The 19,061-nt window shown below is 69.9% G+C and carries 17 protein-coding genes and 1 pseudogene; 11 read left to right on the top strand and 7 right to left on the bottom strand.

Annotated features, from left to right (window positions below; translation table 11 throughout):
• Positions 1-632: 632 nt before the first annotated feature.
• On the top strand, positions 633-1,310 hold the full coding sequence (locus A3IC_RS0124890) for a DUF4190 domain-containing protein (RefSeq protein WP_040877157.1): 678 nt from the start codon (positions 633-635) through the stop codon (positions 1,308-1,310).
• 588 nt (positions 1,311-1,898) lie between these two features.
• Here the strand turns inward: A3IC_RS0124890 and A3IC_RS73640 are convergent.
• Both A3IC_RS73640 and A3IC_RS56445 read right to left on the bottom strand, forming a co-directional pair.
• Positions 1,899-2,267, bottom strand: a complete 369-nt coding sequence (locus tag A3IC_RS73640; protein ID WP_079026656.1) for a transposase — start codon at positions 2,265-2,267, stop codon at positions 1,899-1,901.
• 344 nt (positions 2,268-2,611) lie between these two features.
• Positions 2,612-3,940 (bottom strand): lipase family protein, encoded by a 1,329-nt coding sequence (locus A3IC_RS56445; RefSeq protein ID WP_158696095.1) that lies wholly within the window; start codon positions 3,938-3,940, stop codon positions 2,612-2,614.
• Between the two features lie 378 nt (positions 3,941-4,318).
• Here A3IC_RS56445 and A3IC_RS73075 point away from each other — a divergent pair, with 378 nt between their 5' ends.
• Positions 4,319-4,600: a helix-turn-helix transcriptional regulator gene (locus A3IC_RS73075; RefSeq protein WP_321184167.1), complete on the top strand. Its 282-nt coding sequence runs from the start codon at positions 4,319-4,321 to the stop codon at positions 4,598-4,600.
• A gap of 314 nt (positions 4,601-4,914) precedes the next feature.
• Here the strand turns inward: A3IC_RS73075 and A3IC_RS0124865 are convergent, their stop codons facing one another.
• Entirely contained in the window at positions 4,915-5,349 is a 435-nt protein-coding gene (locus tag A3IC_RS0124865; protein ID WP_106669004.1) for a pyridoxamine 5'-phosphate oxidase family protein, read from the bottom strand.
• A 303-nt stretch (positions 5,350-5,652) separates the two neighbouring features.
• Between A3IC_RS0124865 and A3IC_RS0124860 the strand changes: the two genes are divergently transcribed.
• Both A3IC_RS0124860 and A3IC_RS0124855 read left to right on the top strand, forming a co-directional pair.
• A complete protein-coding gene (locus A3IC_RS0124860; RefSeq protein WP_158696094.1) occupies positions 5,653-6,021 on the top strand; it encodes a hypothetical protein in 369 nt (122 codons plus the stop codon).
• A 32-nt stretch (positions 6,022-6,053) separates the two neighbouring features.
• On the top strand, positions 6,054-6,419 hold the full coding sequence (locus A3IC_RS0124855) for a site-specific integrase (protein ID WP_158696093.1): 366 nt from the start codon (positions 6,054-6,056) through the stop codon (positions 6,417-6,419).
• A 400-nt stretch (positions 6,420-6,819) separates the two neighbouring features.
• On the opposite strand, the gene A3IC_RS0124850 is transcribed toward A3IC_RS0124855, so the two are convergent.
• A complete protein-coding gene (locus tag A3IC_RS0124850) occupies positions 6,820-7,323 on the bottom strand; it encodes a hypothetical protein (RefSeq protein WP_020552767.1) in 504 nt (167 codons plus the stop codon).
• Between the two features lie 339 nt (positions 7,324-7,662).
• Here A3IC_RS0124850 and A3IC_RS0124845 point away from each other — a divergent pair, with 339 nt between their 5' ends.
• Positions 7,663-9,273, top strand: coding sequence for a WxL domain-containing protein (locus tag A3IC_RS0124845; protein WP_158696092.1), 1,611 nt, complete (start codon positions 7,663-7,665; stop codon positions 9,271-9,273).
• 405 nt (positions 9,274-9,678) lie between these two features.
• Here the strand turns inward: A3IC_RS0124845 and A3IC_RS67605 are convergent, their stop codons facing one another.
• Both A3IC_RS67605 and A3IC_RS71305 read right to left on the bottom strand, forming a co-directional pair.
• Positions 9,679-9,840 carry a hypothetical protein gene (locus A3IC_RS67605; protein ID WP_020552765.1) on the bottom strand — a complete coding sequence of 54 codons (162 nt, stop codon included), beginning with the start codon at positions 9,838-9,840 and terminating at the stop codon, positions 9,679-9,681.
• 834 nt (positions 9,841-10,674) lie between these two features.
• Entirely contained in the window at positions 10,675-11,151 is a 477-nt protein-coding gene (locus A3IC_RS71305; RefSeq protein ID WP_245599460.1) for a GNAT family N-acetyltransferase, read from the bottom strand.
• Between the two features lie 489 nt (positions 11,152-11,640).
• Here A3IC_RS71305 and A3IC_RS0124830 point away from each other — a divergent pair, with 489 nt between their 5' ends.
• The 4 genes from A3IC_RS0124830 (at position 11,641) to A3IC_RS0124810 (ending at position 17,346) form a co-directional block, all read left to right on the top strand.
• A complete protein-coding gene (locus A3IC_RS0124830) occupies positions 11,641-12,483 on the top strand; it encodes a CAP domain-containing protein (RefSeq protein WP_020552764.1) in 843 nt (280 codons plus the stop codon).
• Positions 12,484-13,266: 783 nt separating this feature from the next.
• Positions 13,267-13,977, top strand: a complete 711-nt coding sequence (locus tag A3IC_RS62655) for a HEAT repeat domain-containing protein (protein ID WP_020552763.1) — start codon at positions 13,267-13,269, stop codon at positions 13,975-13,977.
• Complete coding sequence (locus tag A3IC_RS0124820; RefSeq protein WP_020552762.1) at positions 13,962-14,297, top strand: hypothetical protein; 336 nt, start codon at positions 13,962-13,964, stop codon at positions 14,295-14,297. The genes A3IC_RS62655 and A3IC_RS0124820 overlap by 16 nt, the downstream gene beginning before the upstream one ends.
• Positions 14,298-15,582: 1,285 nt before the next feature.
• Positions 15,583-17,346 carry a S8 family serine peptidase gene (locus tag A3IC_RS0124810; protein ID WP_020552760.1) on the top strand — a complete coding sequence of 588 codons (1,764 nt, stop codon included), beginning with the start codon at positions 15,583-15,585 and terminating at the stop codon, positions 17,344-17,346.
• Positions 17,347-17,664: 318 nt separating this feature from the next.
• Here A3IC_RS0124810 and A3IC_RS73635 read toward each other — a convergent pair.
• Positions 17,665-17,883 (bottom strand): annotated as a pseudogene (locus tag A3IC_RS73635) (IS701 family transposase); the annotation flags it as partial.
• A 93-nt stretch (positions 17,884-17,976) separates the two neighbouring features.
• Between A3IC_RS73635 and A3IC_RS56430 the strand changes: the two are divergent.
• Together A3IC_RS56430 and A3IC_RS0124795 are read left to right on the top strand one after the other, a co-directional pair.
• Positions 17,977-18,606, top strand: a complete 630-nt coding sequence (locus A3IC_RS56430; RefSeq protein ID WP_245599430.1) for a transposase — start codon at positions 17,977-17,979, stop codon at positions 18,604-18,606.
• A gap of 54 nt (positions 18,607-18,660) precedes the next feature.
• Positions 18,661-19,061, top strand: a 401-nt coding sequence (locus A3IC_RS0124795) for a VOC family protein (protein WP_020552758.1), incomplete at its 3' end; no start/stop codon positions are given.

Raw genomic sequence — 19,061 nt, 5'->3', positions numbered from 1 at the left:
CGGTGACACAGCCACCCGGAACGCCGCGACCCCGGATTCGCGCGACGGCAAGCCGCACTTGGGCTGTGACGAACAGTCAAGGGTGGGCGCAGCCCATCGCGCGGCGACGCGCAGCGCCCCCGACGGGGAGGAGCTGCCGATCCCCTCAACTGGCGGGCGAATCCGCGCCCTTGTTGCTCCGTCAATCAAGTGGCATCAGCAGCCCTGGGGATCTTCCAAGTTGTGACGCATATTTCGTGATGGTCACTTTGGAACAAGTCGTCGGCCGAGCCCAGCGGGTAGTCGAGCGTCGTCGGTGTGGTGAACGCCTGCGGATTCCGGGAGTTGGTGTGGCCGGACGTCGAGGACCTCGTCGTGGACGGCTTCCGCGTCGTGGGCGACGTGGTGTGGATCGATGTCCGCAACGGGCGCTCGACAGTGGGGTGTCCGGCGTGCGGACGCGGCGGCATCGAGAACCTGACGGCGCGTCACGGCCGGACCACCGATGCCGTGTCGCGCCCGCCGCGGTCCTCGACGCCGGGACACCACCGACGCAACCGCATTCGACATCGCGCGATATCGACGCCGCAGGCGGGCGTGCGCGGGCCGATACAGTACGCGTTTTCATGTGCCCGACCCTCGGAGGAACCGACGTGACCCGGCACCCGCAGCACGAGGCCACCCCGCCGATACCGCCCTCCTCCTTACCCGATGCCGGGCCCGCCGCGGTGAAACCGCCCTACGACCTTCTGGCCGCCCTCGCCCCGGTGGCAGCCTTCTTCTGCCCGGTCGTCCCCGTGGGCATGGTCCTGGGGATCGTCGGGCTGCAACGCATCCGACGCAGCGGCGAACGCGGCAGGTGGACCGCCGCGGTCGCGATCGTGATCAACGGGGCGTGGCTGATCGCGTTCTTCGTCCTTCTCGTCTTCGGTCTCGCCCGGGACGACGACCCGCCCCGGCAGCCCGCCGAGTTCGGCGCCGCGCTCCGCAAAGGCGACTGCTTCGTGACCGATGGAGCGGTTCGCCCGGCCGGCTTCGACGCCGTCGGCGTCGTGCCCTGCACCCGCGTTCACATCGGCGAGATCTACGCCGTCTTCACCATCGACTCCCAGGCCCCCTATCCCGGCGCCCCGGGCCTGGACCCCGTGGCCGGCCCTCGCTGCGAGAGGCTGCTCGCGGGCTTTTTGCCCTCGTCCGGAACGCCGGTCAACGAGGCGGGCGTTCGCTACCTGCTCCCGGACCGGGCACGGTGGGACACCGGCAGGCGGGAAGTGGCCTGCTACGTCGCCGATACCGGAGTGCGGCTGTCGCGCCCCGACGAACGCCCATAGACACGGCTACAGAGTCCGATTCCTGCCCGGGTCGAACTGTGCCCGCTGACAAGACCGTTGCCTACCCGCCGTTGCGTTCCGCCCACATGGCGGAGAGCTACGGGGCGGCATGCGCGAGCGTGGGAGTCGAGCCCACAGCCAAGGGCTACGGCCTGGTGCTCGCCCTGGACGCAGACGGCGGCTGGTGGGCCAAGGTCATCCGCGATGGCTCCGTCGTTGATACGACCCTGTTCCCGGCCGAGTCGGGGATCGAGTTCGGCTTCGGCATCGACCCGGATGCCCTTTTCGCGGACCTGCCGGGCCGAGTTGCGTGCTGCACACTCGGTCTGCTCGCAGGAACGACTGCCGACAGCGGTCGACGTCGGCGTCGGTCGCGTCGGTCTTGGACCACCATGGCCGGACCGGCTCGGCCTCGCCGCCACTGGGCAGGTGAGCGACCTGGAGTCGGACGGCCGTCCCGGAGATCATCGGCAACTCGCCGTCGAATCCTTCCCACGCGCTGCGTCGGGTCAGCCGGGGGGGTGGAGTCGGTCCCACGCGGTGGCGACTGCGGTGCCGATGCGGGTGGTCTCGGTTGTCGTCACGGCCCTACGGATCGCCCCACGTCGTGGGCTGCCCGAAGACGAACTCGGCGCCGTGCTCGGGCGGTCGGCCGCCTTGCCGGTCGTAGATCCCGGGTGGCGTGGGCCGCCGCGGTACCCGGTCGGAGCGCATGCGGCCGAGCACCTCAACCAAAAGTCCCGCAAGGACGAGAGCGATGCGAGGGACGTCGTAGCCGGCGTCCAGCACGATCAACACGTCCGGAACCTTCGGTCCGCACTGCCCAGCGGCGACCAGGCGTTCGACAACCACGCGGACCCGGGCGGCGGTCGCGGCGGCGACGTCCTCGCCCGGCCCGAGCCGTACCGCGTCCAGCTGACGACGCCCGACAGGAACGCTTCCGACAGGCCAAGACACGGATCGACGCCGCCGAAGCCGCCGTCGACCGGATACACCGCGAGGCCCGAGGACTCAAGGAACGGCACACCGAGGCGGCGAAATCGGCCGCCGGCGAGATCAAACAGGCCGCACGGATGATCTCCCCGAGGACATGGCCGCACTCGGCCTGCCCGGCGCCTCCGCGTTCATCCCCCCGGAGGCGGCGTCGGGAACGCGCGCGTACTCGCGGCGCGCCCTCGTCGACGCCGACATGACCGCCACCGAAGGCGGCGGAGGTCGCGGTGGGCGGCTGGTGGGCGACCGACGATCCGTCGGCCGCCCACCAGCGGGTCCTCCTTGTTGTGCCGGCCGCTACTGCGCTGTTACTTCGCGAGCTTCTCGACGATCCACTCGACGAGTTCCCGCTGCACCGAACCGTGTTCGGTGTTGGTCCTGGCGCATCGGAAGTCGTCCAGCCAGACGTCGTCGGTGGTGATTTCGATGGCCGGGCGGTAGAGGTCTTCGGTCCAGATGACCGGGTCCTTGTCCAGGGCGATTGCGCTCACCGTCGGCACGAATCCGCTGAAACGGCTGCCGTCTTCGATCGGCGCCCCCAACTGGTCCGCGATCGCACCGTAGGTCAGCAGCGTGCCGCCGGGCGCGCCGTCGAATGCCGGGACGTCCGAGGTCGCTCCTGTCAGCACGGGGCCGAGGAGGCTCATCTCGCTGACCCGTCGCCGCGTACCGCCATCCGGCTGGACGTACGCGACCGCCTTGGCGATGCCCTCCATCTCCCACGCGAACGCCGGCTCGCCGGGCGGGAGTTTCCCGGGGGTGCCGTCGCCCGCACCGTTGGCGACCCCGAGCTTGATCGGCCGCACGGGGAACCCGCGGAGGTCGTCCAGCTCGCGGATCAGGTCCAGGCGCAGGTCCGCCTCGCTCACCGGACCGGAGTACGCGGCCTCCGGCACCGAGCCCCAGAGCAACTGCCGCGCTGCGGCACTGCGCAGCAGCTCGGCCTGCTTGGCCTGGCCCTCGGGCGGCTCGGGCAGGATCGGCTCGAACTGGAACGCCATCTGCTGGAGCGACAGCGGCGTCCAGGCCCCGAGGTGCGGCGTGTCGTACGACAGGTAGGTGCCGGTCTCGTGCTCGTCCTCGTCCCTCTCCATCCGGGCCAACGCGAAGCGCGTGACCATACCGCCCATGCTGACGCCGCCGACGATCAGCGGTGCCTGTCCGACGCGTTCGCGGATCGCGCGCCTGATACACGAGACCGCGACCCCGGCGTTCGCCTGGATGTGATTGTGCCGCACGTCGAAGCCGAGCAGGATCACGTCGATGCCCAGCGCGTGGAGCTGGTCCAGGAAGCCCGGCGTGCCCTCCTGGTAGACGCGGTTGAAGTGCTGCCAGAGCCCCTTCAGGTCGCTGCGGCCGTAGTTGAAGCCGTCGGCGAAGATGAACGGCCGCGTCAGCGTGCGATGCCCGGGGGCGTAGTGGACGACCGCGGTGCCGGTCGCCTTGCGTCCCATGTGGGCGTGCGGGGAGACGAGCTCCCACACCTCGTTCGGGCGCCGCGCCTCGCCGGCCGCGTCCAGGCGCATGCCGAGAGGCGGGGCTTTTGCCAACGCGGCCGAGAGGGCCGCGCGCTGGGTGTCTGTCGGTGTCGCCTGCCTACCGGAGATCTCGACGTCGATCCTGGGCGTCTCGGGCATGTGGCCACCTCTCGCGTCATACCGTGCATGCTGATGGGTGACCATTCGACTGCGGACTGTCACCCACTGGACGGTTGTAGTCTCGCAGTCGCCGGGACGTTTTGCTTGCAGGTTCGGTCAAAGTGGTGGACGGGCCTGGCATCCGGCCGCCGGACTCGGTCGGCGAAATACCTGCTCCGACACCGCGACGTCGCGGCTGTTGTCCCAGGGCGCCCGATTGACCCCCGGGCATGTCGACCCCGACACCCGTGAGGGCCGCGATGGGGCGCGGCCGCGTCGGCTCGCCGACGAAGTGGTGGTTCGCGGTGAACCGCCGCAGATGGGTCGGCGCCCGGGCTCTACGACGCGGTGGACGCTCTGCTCGCATAGGCCCGAGCGATCTCCCGCCCCCTGGCCGAACGCACCCGGCTGCGCAAAGCCGGCGGCTTCACCCGGCAGCAGGTCGCCGACGCCCTGGGCGTCACCCGCGTGACGGTCGTGGGCCGGGAAGCCGGCCGTACCGAACCCCGACCGCCCCAACTCCCCGCCTACGCCCGACTTCTCGCCGGTCCCGCCGAGCGCCACCTCACGCCCCATCCCGACCCGGCCGCCGAGACCGTCTTCCGACGCCGACCGGCCCGCGACTACGAAACCCTCCCCACCCGCTCCGAGAGGCCATGATTCAACTCGCCATGACCTGATGGCCCGGTGCCTCACCGGCGAGGCCAGGATCTCCTGGCGCGATCCAACGCTATGGGACAAACAGCCAATTCCAGGATGAAACATCGGCAGAAAGCGACCTCTGAGCCCGCCCATGCTGCCGGAATCGGGTTCACGCACGGGCCTCTACCGGCTCGGCGCCGACGAACCGATCACCGACGAGACGGGCGCGTCTCGCATCTCGACCGGCAACTTCGCCGTAGCGTTGCTCGACGAGGCCGTACGCCGGAGCACAGCCGTACGCCGGAGCACAGCAGAACCCGGTTCACCGCGGTCTACCGGCCGTCGCGCGTCACTCTGAAGTCGAAGGTGTGCCACCATTCCGGTCGCATGTGGATCGTGATGTAGCCGGCCGCGGTCTCTTCCGTCGCGTTGATGTAGTCGGTGGCGCGGTCCGGGCCCATGTATCGGGCGGCCAGGTCGAAGCGCTCCTGCTTCGAGGTCGGTTCGATCCCGGTCACCGGACCCTCCACCGACACGTACCGGTAGTCGTCGACTTCGGCCACCTGCGCGCACAACGCGAACCGGCCGGCCTCCTCGATGAGCCGGACCTTGCGCAGGCCGGGGGCCGTGATCACCTTGACGAGTCTGCCCGGCTGGTACTCGTACCAGATCGGGACGGTCAGCGGAGCACGTCCCGCCTCGGCCGTGACGCTCAGCACCCCGACATGAGGCTCTGCGAGGAAGGCATCTCGTTCCTCGAGGGTCATCGGACGCATAACCGTCAGGCTAGCGCCTTGTCGGACTGCCGAGGGGAGGTACTGAAGTTTCGTCGTGATGTCGTGGACGGGTTGAAGATCCCGCTGGGCGGTCTCCTCGGGGACGTTGCCGGTGATGCCGTACTTGGTCCGTGCCAACGGGCGCGACGCCCTGTCCTGGGAACGGTCAACGACCTCGACGTGCGGCACTTGTCCCACGCCCGGTGGCAACTGCTGCACCGGGTCGCTCTGGGCGGGGTGTTGCAGTGTGGCGCGGTCGATCCGAGTTTTCGGGGGCGGGATCGGCTGCGGAACATGGCTGTGGGGGAGTCGGCGGTGACGACCGGGATGCGGCTGCGCGAGTTCACCACCCTGCTCGACATCGAGGTCGACCCACCGCGCCCGGACGGCTCGGGGGCGCGGGTGCGGTTGCACGCCGTCGCCAAGTACGGCATCCCGCGCGACGTGGTGATTCGCCACGAGGTGCTGCGGTCGATCGACCTCTACCGCCGGACCGAACGAGCACGCGCCGTGAAAGCCGCAGGCCGGTTGTCGGCCCGGGAGGCGGACGGTTGTTCGTGGTCGACGACGTCGACGAGACCCGGGTGCGGCCGGCCGGCCGTCTACACGGCAGGCGACGCGTGTTCGCGATCGCGGCGATGCCCGCGCCGCTGCGTCGGGTGACGGTGATCGATCGGGGGCGGGGGTTGGAGCCGATGGCATTGTTCGTCGGCGCGCGGGGACTGATGCCGGTCAAGTCCCGGTGGGAGCAGGTCTTCGCCGAAGCGACCTCGCGGGCGCGTGAGGCGGCGACGGCGGCGGGGGTGGTGATGCCCGCACGGGTTCGGGTCCACGATCTTCGGCACACGTGCGCGGTGTTCATGTCGGCGATCCCGACCCGCCTGGTGGTGCGGGAGGAGACCGGGCGCCGCGAGGGCGGCTCGACGTACCTGGCCGGTCATCTGGTGCGGAATCCGTTGTTGACGGTGCAGCGGTTGCTCGGGCATCGCAGTCCGGCAACGACCTACCGGTATCTGTACCACCGGGAGCAGACGGAGGCGATCCGTGGCGCGGGCCCTTGAGGAGTGGACGGACGCCGGCACCGATTGGGCGGACCACGCCCGGACCGTGCCGGGCGTGGGGGTGTGCTGATGTTGCCGCGCGGAACGCCTGGCCTTGCGGACGGCCGCGCGAGTGGACGTGCGCGCGGTGGAGGAGCGCGTGGCCGAAGGCCGCGCGTGCCTGCGCGAGCTGCCCGTCGACGCCGGAAAGGACACCCGCCCGGCGCCCCGCCGAGCCCACCGCGCCCGCGACCTCGGGGCGGGCACCGGTCTCGGGAGTCGGGACGTCGCGAGGTCGCGAGGTCGTGCGCATCGGGGTTCGACGGCGCCTCGGGCCTGGCCGGCCCAAACGTGACGATCGAAGCGGCGTCGAACCCCTTGCTGTCGATCCCCCCGCCGCGCCGAGGGCGGGGCTGGTGGATCAGTAGGTCAATGCCGGGCTGAACGCACTCTTGCCGACACACCAGATGTCGACGTTATTGGGATTGTGGTGCAGCTTGACCGACCAGTTCGTGGCGCTGGGCGGACTGGCCGACTGGATCACGGTCATGGCCTGACCGGCGGAGATCGTGCCCGCCGTCTTGTTCAGCGGACCCAGGTTGACCGGACCGAAGGGGCCGGACGTGCCGGCGGTGCCGCTGAAGGTGACCGTGCCGCTCGGACCCCCGAGGTTGGCGGTGATCGTGAGGTCGCCGTTGTTGATGGTGATCAGCGGCGCGAGCGCGATGGTGGCCGAGATCTGGTGCGACGCGTTGGTGGTGAACGTCGCGCTCTTGCCGGTGTAGCTGATCCCGATCGAGGTCAGACAGTCGTACTTCGCGGTGGACGGGCCACCGGCCGTGGCCGTGCCGCTGAGTGCGACGGTCGCGGCCATGGCACCGGCGAAGACGGCGGCGCCGGCCGCGAGGGCTTTGGATCGTGACATGGAAGGAGCCCCTTTCGACAGATACTGCGGAAGTTCCTGTCGGCGCATTTGGAGTGAATCCGAAGTTTCGGATTTCGTCAAGCAGGATCGGAGCGCAATTCTCCGACAGCGAAATTCAAGATCGACAATTCATGATCGCAATTCACGACCAGTCATATCGGCAAAGAATATTCGGTTTCCCGGGTATTTCTCGATCATGGTGACACGTGTCGAATGAATCGGGTCGCATCTTGCTCTTGACTACGGATGATCCAAATGTGCGAATAGTTCGCTACGCCTTTCGTTTCCGACGGGCTCCGAACAGGTCGTCCGCACCGGCCGTCCACACGAAGGAGCAACGTGTCAAAACGGCTATCCCGAAGATTGACCCGCCATCGCTGGGCCGCCTCGGTGGCGGCAGCCGCCCTGGCCCTCGGCGGCGGTCTGGTCGCCCTCGCGCCGTCGGCGGGCGCGGGCACCGTGACCCCGGTCATGCGATGTACGACCCCGGTCGGCGCCCCCGAGGGGCAGCAACAGTTCGAGGTGACCCTGGACCCGACACACGGTGACGGTGCCACCTCGATGCACGTCGTGGCGGGCGGGAGTCCGGCGACCAGCCCGATTCCGATTCCGCTCGCGACGATCAAGTCCGTCTACACGTTCGCCATGTCCGGCGGCACGACCGGGGATCTCTCGGTGGCGCCACCGTCGTTCGAAACGCCGATCGAGGTGAACACGCCCATCGTGCCGCCCCCGTTCACCGTGCCTACGACGATCGTCGGTGCGGCGGCCGGGTCCACGGTGGACCTCACCCTGAAGTCGATCGTGGTGCAGACCATCGTCGGCGGAAACCTGCTCGCGACGGCGACGTGCGTGCCGATCTCCGGTAACGGCGTGGTCGCGTCGTACACGGTCGAGCAGGGCAGTCAGGCGCCCACGCTGACCGCGACTCCGAGCACCGTCGACTCGAACTCCCGGGTCACGCTGTCCGGCGCGCACTGGCCGGCCGGTCCGGTGGGGTTGACCATGTGCTTCCCCGAGTTCGGCGGATTCTGCGACAACGGCTACTCGACCATCGCCGCGAGCGACGTCAAGGTCGTCGACGGTGTGCTGTCGGGGTGGGTGCACGTCGCCGGCGCGGTTCCCAGTACGGCGGCGCTCCTGAAGGTCACGTCGGGATCGGTGGCCCTGGAGGCGCCGTTGACCGTCGTGTCCGTACCGGTCGGCGGGCGGGGGCTCGTGCTGAGCCCGAACACCGGTCCGGTCGGTACCCAGGTGACCGTCACCGGTACCGCGTTCTCGCCGAACGCCCAGATCACCGTCCAACCCCAGGACGAGCCCGGGGCGCCGACGGAGGACGCCGTGACCACCACCGCCGACGCGAACGGCTCGTTCACCGCGACGTTCACGGTGACCGCCGCGGCCACCGCCGCGGTCGCGGCGTACGAGTTCGGCAACCCCGCGATCGGAATGCGGACGCCGTACACGGTGGGCGAGGGCCCGGCTCGGCTGACCCAGTCGGTCAGTGGGCAGATCAAGCCCGGCGGCCTGACGATGTCCCAGGCCGGCGGCCGGATCGACTTCGGCAGCGCGACGATCGACGGCAAACCGCTGCGCCTGAACGCCGCGCTCAACCGGGTCACCGTGGTCGATGCCCGAGGGACCGACCTCGGGTGGTCGCTCACCGGCACGATGTCGGAGCTGACGGCCCAGAACGGCACCGACAAGCTCCCGGCCGGGAGCGTGGCCTGGACCCCCGCGTGCGTGGCGGCCGATGGCGCGCCCGGAACGGTCACCCCCGGCACCCCGGGGCCGCTCGGGGCGACGCAGGCCCAGTTGTGCACGCAGACGCCGGTCGAGGGTCGAGCCACGGGCGGCAGCGTTTCGGCGGACGCCGCCCTGACGTTGACGACCCCGGCGTTCGTACGCCCGGGGACCTACTCGGGGGCGCTCACGCTGAGCCTGAGTTAGCCGGGCGGAAGTCAACCGAGCTCGAGTCACCGAGCTCGAGATGGTCGACACCGAGTCGACGCGTCGGGACGTGCGGGTGCCGACGCTTCGAGACGGTGCCGCTTTACTCGCCCGGTGGTGTGGGACGACCCGGCCACTACCGGCCGGCGCCCCCGCCACCGGGCGTTTTCGTACGCGGCACAGGATCGTGATCGGCCGCCCGGAGCGACGGCGTGGGGCCGTCGCGCCCTCTTCGCGACCGCCCGGTATCGCGACCGCTCGGGGGATGGCGGGGAACGCGTCGACATCCTCTGGGGCGACAAATTCGGCGGGCGGGCTTTTACCGGCACGACATCACGCCGCTTTCCCGGCGTCCGCCGCCCCGGGTGCGGAACCGGGGCGGAACCGGGGCGCGGATTTCGGCGGTCAGCGCGTCGGCAGGATCAACAGTTCGTCGGTGCCCGGGCGTTGCATGACATCCAGGGGGCGGCCGTACAGCTCGGACAGCAGCGGGGCCGTGCAGACCTCCGCGGGGGCGCCGCAGGCGACCAGGCGGCCCCGGGCCGTCCCCCGCCGGCCACGATCCATCGCTGCGGAGCGACGATGTCCGAGTGTTGTGGCCCTATTGCCCGTCCAGCGGCGGAGATCCTGTGTTCGAAATCCACCGGCGATATCGTCGCGAACTCGTTGTGGTCGAGCACAAGCACTTCCGTTCCCTCTCCCACGCCCTGGGGGTACAGGAAGAATCCCGATGCTCGTGTGGGTTGGGGGCTGCTTGTGAGGCGGGAGTTGCTTTTCTTCCGGTGTCTCGTGGACGACTTCGGCAGCACACACCCTGTTCAGATGTTGCCCTAATCAACAGTCGTGACGAGACGGTAGGTGGGGTATGAGGGAGAGGCCCTTTTGCGGCTGGTCGAGGTCGGGCCCGCTGCCCCGGCTGTCGATGCCGGGCGGGACGCGTGGGCTTTCCAGACCGGCCGCGCGCCGGCCTTCGCCGATACCTGGGTGATACGGGGCTTCGCCGCAACGACGACCTGGTCCTACATCCGCCTGCTGAGCGCGTACCGGGCCACTTCGACCGCCCGTGTAGCGGATCGAACCCGCCATCGCCGCGAGCGACGTCCACGCGGACACGATGCTCCACGACCTGCTGCTCGCGGGCCGGCCCGCGGGAACCAGGCGCTCGTACCCGGACATGCCGCGCACACTCCACACGTTCGTGCGCCTGCGTCACACTGCACAGATCCGCGCCCTCTACAAAGAACCGGTCCACGATCCGCTTGACCGGTTCAACCGGCTACGCCACGTCTGGGACGGCACGCCTCGCGCGCTGCCGCCCTCGGCCGCGCGTCTCACCGCGTTCTTCGCGTTCGCCCGCGCCCGCCCGGCCGCCGCGTCCGACTACCCGGCCGCGGCACGGGACTACGCGCTGCCGCGGCACCCCGCAGGTAGCCCGGAGCGAGAGAGACCCGTTGTCGACGACATGGCCGCCTGGGTGCCGCCCTTCGCCCTCATGCCCGGTTTGCTCATCACCTTGACGGACGCGGTGTTGTCCTCGTGGCAGACGGAGATCAGGCGCGGTACGCGGGCGTACTCGAAGGCGAAGCGGAGCACCTCGAAGGCGGCCTCGGTGGCGATGCCGTGATGTCGGCCTCGTCTACGAACGCGAGCACGTTGACGATCTTCCTGCTGGGCAGCGGCAGCTCGGTCATGTCCTCGTCGGTGGATCGGGGGCGGCGTGGTTCGACGTCCGGGAACGGGGCGAACCACCGCTGCGGGTCCTCGTCGAGTGTGGCCTCGGCGTCGGCGAGGGCCAGGCCGTGGTGTCCCGCCGGACAGGGGGAAGGGAAGCGGGCCGCGTTCGAGGCCGGCGATCAGGTCGTCGACGGCGGCGGCCATGCTCCGCCGCCACGGAGTGTCGCCGTCCCACGGAATACGGCGCACGATGCCCACGGCACCTTCCGACCACTGTTGAAACAGTGATATGCGTCACGGGCGCGCGAGTGACCGCGAAAGCGTTGCGCCTCCGAACCTCGCCCACATGTCGTACTTTATCCGATTGGAAGCGATCAATCCGCTTCTCGGCCGAATTGAGCATCCCGGCGAACGGAATCCCCTGCGTCATTTTCGATGGCCAGAGCCGTTTCCGATCGCCGATCACCAATTTCGCACCACCCGGTGACCACGCCACAGGCATGACTGTCCGCCCGAGTCAAGCCTGCCGTCCGGCTCCGCCCCGCACGCGGGCGCCGACCACTTGCGAGCCCGTTCCCGGACTTCCAACAATGGCGGCCCGCCGGCGTCCGACAGCCCCCCAACAGGACGCTACGCCGAAACCAAGTGAGGTCACGCATGCGGAAGCACCGTAGGACGCAATACAAAAAGAAGATGGCCATAGCCGCCGCCACCCTGGGCATCATCGGCGTACCCACCGCCGCCATGGCCTGCATAGCCCCCCAGGGCCCGGGCGCGACGAAGAACGTCGCGGGCGTGACGAGGAACGTCGGCAACCAGAGCACGCACCCCTCCTCCAGTCGGCCCCTCCCCGGCACACCGGTCCCCAGCTGGACGGACAGTGCGGCCGATCCGACCGGGGGAACCCAGCCGACCGCGAAGACCACTCACACTCCGCACAAGCGCAAGCCCACCGGGATGACCAAGCCCCCCACCGCGACGACACCGACACAGCCTGCCCCGATCCGGCCGACGCACCCCGTCGGCAAGCCGACCACCGAGGCAAGCAAGCCCCCCGCCCCGACGAAGCCGACCACCGAGGCAAGCAAGCCCCCCGCCCCGACGAAGCCGACCACGCCGGTCGACACGCAGAAGCCGACCACCCCGGCCGCTCCGCCCTCGGGCCCCGCCGCCGAGGTGGTGAGCCTCGTCAATCAGGAGCGCGCCAAGGCAGGATGTCCGGCACTCACCGTCAACACGAAACTGACGGCCGCCGCCCTGCAACACAGCCAGGACATGGCCGCCCACGCCAACATGTCGCACACCGGCTCCGACGGCTCCGGCCCGGGCGAGCGCATCACCCGCGCCGGCTACATCTGGACGACCTACGGGGAGAACGTCGCCTACGGCTACAGCACGCCCCAGCTGGTCATGACCGGCTGGATGAACAGCCCCGGACACAGGCAGAACATCCTCAACTGCTCCTTCAAGGAGATCGGCGTCGGCCTCGCGGGCCCGAACTCCTACTGGACGCAGGACTTCGGCACGGCCCGCTGACACCACCGGCCCGCCGATACCGCCGGCCGGTTCCCAACACCCACAGCACCGGCCGGCGGATGCGGATCGCCTACGGCGCGCACCGCGGCTCGCCCCCCGGCGCCCCACCCCCGCCCGGCACGCCGCTCCCGGACCTCGGGCCGGGAGCCGCAGAAGTTCCACGTCTGCCAGGGCACGGCCCGGCCGGGGTGAGCCGATTCGGCGCGGCGGGTCCTTCCCAGGGCCGCCGCAGGTCGTCGGCGGGCGGGCGCGTGATGAAGAGCCGCGTGTGGGCGGCGATGACGATCCAGGTCCGCAGGCCGGTTGATTCGATGCCGTCCCCGGGTGCGATTCTCGATCGCACCCGGGGCGGCCCGGTGCCCGGCCAGGGCCGCCCACTCGGGGCGGCCCGCCAAGAGGGGGGTACGGATGAACATCGCCGACATCGCGGAGGCCGGCGTCCGGGCACACCGCCGCCACGGCTGCGGGAGTTGGCGGCGCAGGGTCCGGGGCCGGCCCGGATCGTGGCGTCGCGAATAGGTCTGTCGGCCGAGCCGGCCGAGGAGGTGGCCGTCCGGGCCGTCGCCGGCGGCCCGGAGTGGCTCGGGGTGCTGCGTGCGCTCGCCGCCCACCCGGCCACCTCGGCCGAGCGGTTGGCCGAACTCGCCGCCCACCCCGAGGAGTCGGTGCGCCGGGTCGCGGCGGTGCACCGCGCGACCCCCAAGGCCGCGATCAAGGCGCCGGCCCGGGACGGATCGGCGGCGGTGCGCCGGGCACTGGCCGCGCGAGGAACTCCGGTGCGGTGTGGCCGAGTTGCTGGTCGTCGACGCCTGCGGCGAAGTCCGGCTGGCCCTGGTCCTGCGGGTCGACGCCCGGCCGGAGCAGTTGCGGGCCCTGGCCGCCGACCCGGACGTGCGGGTCCGCCGGGCGGTGGCCGCACTGGGCCACGCCGGCGACGCGGACCTCGCCGATCCGGACCCGGGCGTGCGCCGAACCGCCGTTCGCAAGCGTGCGGCCGCGGAACTCGCCCCGTGGCTCGACGCCTTGGCGCAGGACCCGGACATCCGAATTCGGGAGCTGATCGCCCAGCAGCACCGCAACCGCATCCCGGCCGTGCCGGCTCGGCTCGCGGCCGACGCCGAACCGTGCGTCCGGGCCGGCGCGGCGGCCAACGCGTTCACCCCCGTCCGGCGGCTCACCGAACCGGCCGGCGACCCGAGTCCGGCCGTGCTCGCCGCGATCGGCCGGAACAGGACGGCCCCGCCCGAGGCGCTCGCCCGGCTGGTCGCTACGATCGCGCACTCGTTGGGTGACGGTGAGAGTGGCGCCGTCAGGCAGCACCAGGACGTCCAAGACCTGGTGGGCGCGGCACGGGAACACCCCGCCACCCCCGCCCGAGTCGCTGCGCGCACTCCCGGCAGGATGAAATTCCGCAGTGGAGGGACCTGCGCTTCGAGCGCGTCGATCATGCCCTCCAGCGCCTCGACTTCATCGCCGCATTGCCCGAGATCGTGACACCGGAGCCGGGCACCACGCTCTTTGAGGACGGTCTGCTCCTGCTGGAAGGGCGGCTCGACGGTGACGGCGACCCCGCCGCCTTGCATTGGCTGCTCGACGCCGAGACGGTCGGTCACGGACCGCGTGCCTTCGTCGCCCGCCCTGGCTCCGGAGAGCACACCGTGTCCCTGCGATACGGCGCCGAACGCCGTCAAGTCGAGGTCACGGTTCGTCCCGCCCCTGCGACGCCGGCACAACCACCGCGCTGGGATCCACCGTGGCGCACCGGTCCGGTGCGCTCGGTCGGCGTCGCCTACCCCGGCGACGACTCCGCCTGAGGTCCGAAGCCGACCGAATGCCTGGACATCGACCGGGAGCAGGCAGCCCTCCACCATGCGCTGCCTCTGTGCCGGCCAGTGCTCCGACCGCATGGGTTCGCCGGTTGCTACACCGCCGAGGAAGCAGCCGGGTGGTGTTGCCGAAGGTGTGGGGAAGCGGCGGTCGTCAGGGGGTGGTGTGGCGGCGGAAGCCTCTTCCGGCCTTGCGGCGGAGGTAGCCGGCCCGGACCAGGGCTGTGCCCGGTCCGGGGGCGCCCGGCGCTGGTGTCGGTGTTGCAGTTCGCGGAGGGACTGACGACCGGCAGGCCGCACACGCGGTCCGCTCACGACGCACTCACCGCCACCTGACGTGACGCGACCGAACTCCTTTGCCTGCCCTGCTCGGCAGCGCCATTTGAACTCCTCCACACCCGGGACGACCGCGTCGCGTCCTCGCGGTCCCGGTCGGCAACGCCCGTGCTCTCGACGGACCGATGGACGCCGTCAGACGAGAAGGTCGTCCTCACCATTGGTGGCTGGGGTCCTCGACGCGTGCGGCACCCTGGGGAGACCAGCGGAACTTCGCCCGCCGCTGCGCCGAAGCGTGGCCCGGCCGCCGTGTGTTCGGCGGCCGGGCCACGGTGTCATCGGCCGATCAGGGTGCGGGCCGTCCGTGTCGGGCGGGGACGGGTCGGTCGTCACACGCATGCGCGGTCGCGATCTCGAAGGCCCCCGGTGTGGATCCGGTACACGCCTTCGCCGATGACGGGGGAGCACTCGCGGACGGCGTCGCGAGCGGCGGGGTGCCATCGGGTGCCGTCGATCCACACGACGTTCTCCGACACCTCGAGATCCGCGAACTCCATCACGGACAGATCCGCGCCCGACACGTCCACGGTCCGACGCGGAGGATTCCGAACGGGTCGGCAGTCATGGCTGCCTGCCTTCCGACCGACCGGGGGCGCACCTCGCCGACAGTTGGGCCACGGCGGACGCGACCTGTCTCCGGCGTGGCAAACACGGCCCCCGCACTCACCTTTTGAGCCGGACACGCAATCGATGCGCGCGTCGGGATATGCGGAGGGGCGACGCGGACTGCGCCGCCTTTCTGCGTATCCCGACCGGATCCGCCTGCGTCGATGGGGCAGGTCCGGCGGCAGCGGTCGAGCGGTCGTCGGCGGCAGCGGACCGCACTCGGCGCCACCCGGTCCGACGCGACCACGCCCGTCCCCTGTCCTAACCTGGAAGAGCGGCACCCTGTCCCGGCGTGGTACGCGGGGCTCCGCCCACGCATTCCGGAGGATCCATGTCGCCCATCGACGAGAAGCACGATTCCCTGATATCCAACGGCATCCTGGATCTGGGCGATCCCACCGGGGACGAGGAAGAGCTCTACGACGGCGGCTCCTGCCGAGCCTACATTTTCGGGCGCATCTACTTCCATCCGCGGGTGGGCGAGGCGTTCGAGATGCACGGACTGATCATGGAGAGCTACCTCGGTCTGGGAGCGGAGACCAGCGGACTGGGCTATCCGATCACCGACGAGGCCGACAGTCCGGATGTCGCCGGCGGGCGGATGAACGCCTTCGAACTCGGCACCATCACGTTCGATCCGGTCTCCGGTATCAACGTGCGGACGACCGATCCCCAGGTCGCCCCGCAGGTGATCGTCAAGATCGCCGACGGGGTCTTCGTGCCGCTCGGCCAGGGCGGCAGCCTCGACCTGAACCGGTTCGCCGCCGATGTCCTGGGCCCGGGAAGCGAGTTCGCCGTCGAGGCGGTGCGGGCGCTGCTGCCCGATCTCGCGTTGAGCCGCGTCTTCGACGGAGTATCCGGGGACCGGATCCAGGTGATGGTCGATCAGGCCGTCCAGGAGGAACCCGACTACGAGCGAACGAACTTCGACAACTACCTCGAGATCGACTGCCCGGTCGGATTCGACACCGAGACGCTCGCGAGCGCCATGGCCGCGTTCGGGGGCAACGTCGAATTCGCCTACAGCATGCCACTCGCCTCGGATCCGGCCGTCGTCGGCACCACCAACCCGCTCTTCTTCCGGCAGGGCTACCTGGACCCGGCCCTGGACGGCATCGGCGTACAAGCGGCGTGGGCCAACGGCGCGGACGGCAGCGGCACGCGGTTCATCGACGTCGAACAGGGCTGGTTCGTGGGCCATGAGGATCTTCCCCCGGGGCTGCGCCTGATCGACGGCATCAACACCCCCCTGAGCTTCGCGCACGGCACTGCCGTCGTCGGCTCGATCGTCGGCATCGACAACGCCCGGGGCATCTGCGGCATAGCGCCGAACTCGTCGGCGCGGATGATCTCCTACTTCCACTCAAAAGAGGCATTCAACTCGCCGGCGGACCGGCAACGTGTCGCCAACGCCATCCTGCGGGCGCAGTCGGAGCTCTCCTCCGGCGACGTGCTGCTGCTGGAAGTCCAGTTCCAGGCGCAGTTCAACGGCGTACCCCGCTTCGTGCCCGTGGAGACCGATCCGGGTTGCTTCGCCGCGATTGCCCTGGCCACCGCCCGCGGCGTGATCGTCGTGGAGGCGGCGGGGAACAAGAACGCCAACCTCGACGAATTCCGCGACCCCACGAGCAATCGGCGCGTTCTCAACCGCAACGAGCCGGGCGAGTTCCGCGAGTCGCGCGCCATCATGGTGGGGTCCGGCACGTCCGTGCAGCCGCACGGCCGAATCCAGGCGGAGAATGCGACCACCGGCGCCTCGCTGAGCAGCTTCGGCAGCCGCGTCGACTGCTTTGCGTGGGGCGAGAACATCGTCACGACGGGCAACCCGAACACGCCCACGAAACGCGACGCCTACTGGACCGGCCCGTTCTTCGGCGGCACCTCGGGCGCCGCCGCGATCATCGCCGGGGTGTGCCTACTGGTGCAGGACCTGTTCACCAGGCTGAACCCGGGCGTCGGCGCACCGGGCAAACTGGGCCCGAATCGCATGCGCACGGTGTTGACCACCCCGAGCAACAGCACGGCGGGCGCTCCCGGCGCGTCCATCGGGGTGATGCCGGACCTGAAGAAGCTGATCGCGCACGAATTCGTCTAGTACTCCAGCTGCACTTCTCCATCGGCGCTGGTCAGCGGGCTGTTTCAGAGCGGATTCTGCTGACGGCCCGTCAGGGCGGTGGTTGTTCGTGACTCATCCGATCGGGTCGCGTGCGGTGCCGGTAGTGAAAGTGGCGGGCGATGGCCTGGTGGTGTCCGCGCCGGCATGACCAGCGAAGCCGGTGTGAGGGTGACCGGTGTCGGATCGCGGGGGATGGGCAAGGTCCAGGAGCCGTCGGATTTCTGCCACGGTGAGGAGAACGAGGCTGCTCGAACCGTTTCCTCGGCCCCCTTTCGAGTGCGTGGGCGGCCATCGCCGCGAGGAAGGCGTGCGCGAGCATGGCCGGCGTGATGTGGCGGTACCAGCCGACGTGCGGACTTCGTACCGGTCGAGACCACATTCGTTCTTCGCGGCCTGGAAGCACTCCTCGATGGCCCATCGGGCGCCGGCCACCCGCACCGGTTCGGAGACGGCGGTGTCCGCCGGGGCGAAGGCGAGGCAGTACGCGATCTCCTCGGGACGTGCCAACACCCGGCGGTGGTGGGAGGGTTCCATGCCCTCGACGGCGGGCGGTCCGGCTGCGGCCCGGTCGTGGACCTGCGGTCCCTTCGACAGCAGTACGACCAGATCGTGAAGTACACCACCGCACTCAGGTTGGGCGCCGCCGAGGCCGAGCAGGTGCTGCGGCGCTTCACCCGGGGCGGCCCCGAGCACTCCACCTACCGGGCGATCGAGGAATTGGGACGCGCGGTGCGCACCTCGTTCGTGTGCGACTACCTCGCCGACGTCGAGCTCCGGCAGGAGATCCACGAGGGGTTGCAGGTCGTGGAGAACTGGAACTCGGCGAACCAGGACCTGTTCTACGGCAAGGACGGCGACCTCACCGGCTCCGACAAGGAGAGCCAGGAGGTCTCCATACTCGCTCTGCACCTCGTTCAGGCCGCGTTGGTCCACGTGAACACCCTGCTGATCCAACGGGCCCTGGCCAAGCCGAAGTGGGCGGACACCCTGGGCGAGGCCGACCGCCGGGCTCCTTCACCCCTCTTCTGGACGTACGTGAACCCGTACGACAGATTCGAACTCGACATGAACACCCACCTGGACCCGGCCGACGAGTCGGTGGCCGTGGTGCCCCTTCCCCGCGCACCACGAGAGAACGACCGGGGCCTTCATGGCGGCTTTTGGGCTCACCTTGGTCGGCCACCCAGAAGCCGCGGAGGACGGCGAGAAGGACGCCGGGTGCACTATGGACTGGAGTGACGCGTGGGGGGTATGCGCGTTTTGAAGCAGCCGACAAGTGAAGGGGACCCGCCAATGCAGCGAGAGGACCTGCCCGCCCCGGTCACCGGGGTGCTCCTCACGCACTTCCTGACCGTGCGGGACGTGCCCCGGTCGCGCGCCTTCTACACGGACGTCCTGGGCGGCAGTGTGGTGCTGGAAGAGAACCCATGCATCGTCAAGCTCGCCAACGGCTGGATCATCATGAATCCCGGCGGCGGCCCGACCCCCGACAAACCCGATGTGATGCTGCAGCCGCCCGATGACCCCAACACCACATCGAGCTTCCTCAACATCCGTGTGGCCGACATCGAGGCCTGCTACAGGGACTGGAGCGCCAAGGGGGCGGAATTCCTCACCCCGCCCATCGACCGGAAAGCCGAGTTGCGCTGCTATCTCCGCGATCCCGACGGATACCTCATTGAGGTCGGCCAGGC

The organism is Embleya scabrispora DSM 41855, assembly GCF_000372745.1.
Classification (GTDB): domain Bacteria; phylum Actinomycetota; class Actinomycetes; order Streptomycetales; family Streptomycetaceae; genus Embleya; species Embleya scabrispora.
The sequence above is the reverse complement of the archived record's forward strand: the minus strand, read 5'-3'. Positions and strand labels throughout refer to the sequence as shown.

Coding starts and splice junctions, on each gene's coding strand:
- A3IC_RS56445 (WP_158696095.1), bottom strand. CDS start 3,940: ATGCCCGAGACGCCCAGGATCGACGTCGAGATCTCCGGTAGGCAGGCG.
- A3IC_RS0124865 (WP_106669004.1), bottom strand. CDS start 5,349: ATGACCCTCGAGGAACGAGATGCCTTCCTCGCAGAGCCTCATGTCGGG.
- A3IC_RS0124860 (WP_158696094.1), top strand. CDS start 5,653: ATGGCTGTGGGGGAGTCGGCGGTGACGACCGGGATGCGGCTGCGCGAG.
- A3IC_RS0124855 (WP_158696093.1), top strand. CDS start 6,054: ATGGCATTGTTCGTCGGCGCGCGGGGACTGATGCCGGTCAAGTCCCGG.
- A3IC_RS0124850 (WP_020552767.1), bottom strand. CDS start 7,323: ATGTCACGATCCAAAGCCCTCGCGGCCGGCGCCGCCGTCTTCGCCGGT.
- A3IC_RS67605 (WP_020552765.1), bottom strand. CDS start 9,840: ATGGATCGTGGCCGGCGGGGGACGGCCCGGGGCCGCCTGGTCGCCTGC.
- A3IC_RS71305 (WP_245599460.1), bottom strand. CDS start 11,151: ATGGCCGCCGCCGTCGACGACCTGATCGCCGGCCTCGAACGCGGCCCG.
- A3IC_RS0124830 (WP_020552764.1), top strand. CDS start 11,641: ATGGCCATAGCCGCCGCCACCCTGGGCATCATCGGCGTACCCACCGCC.
- A3IC_RS0124810 (WP_020552760.1), top strand. CDS start 15,583: ATGTCGCCCATCGACGAGAAGCACGATTCCCTGATATCCAACGGCATC.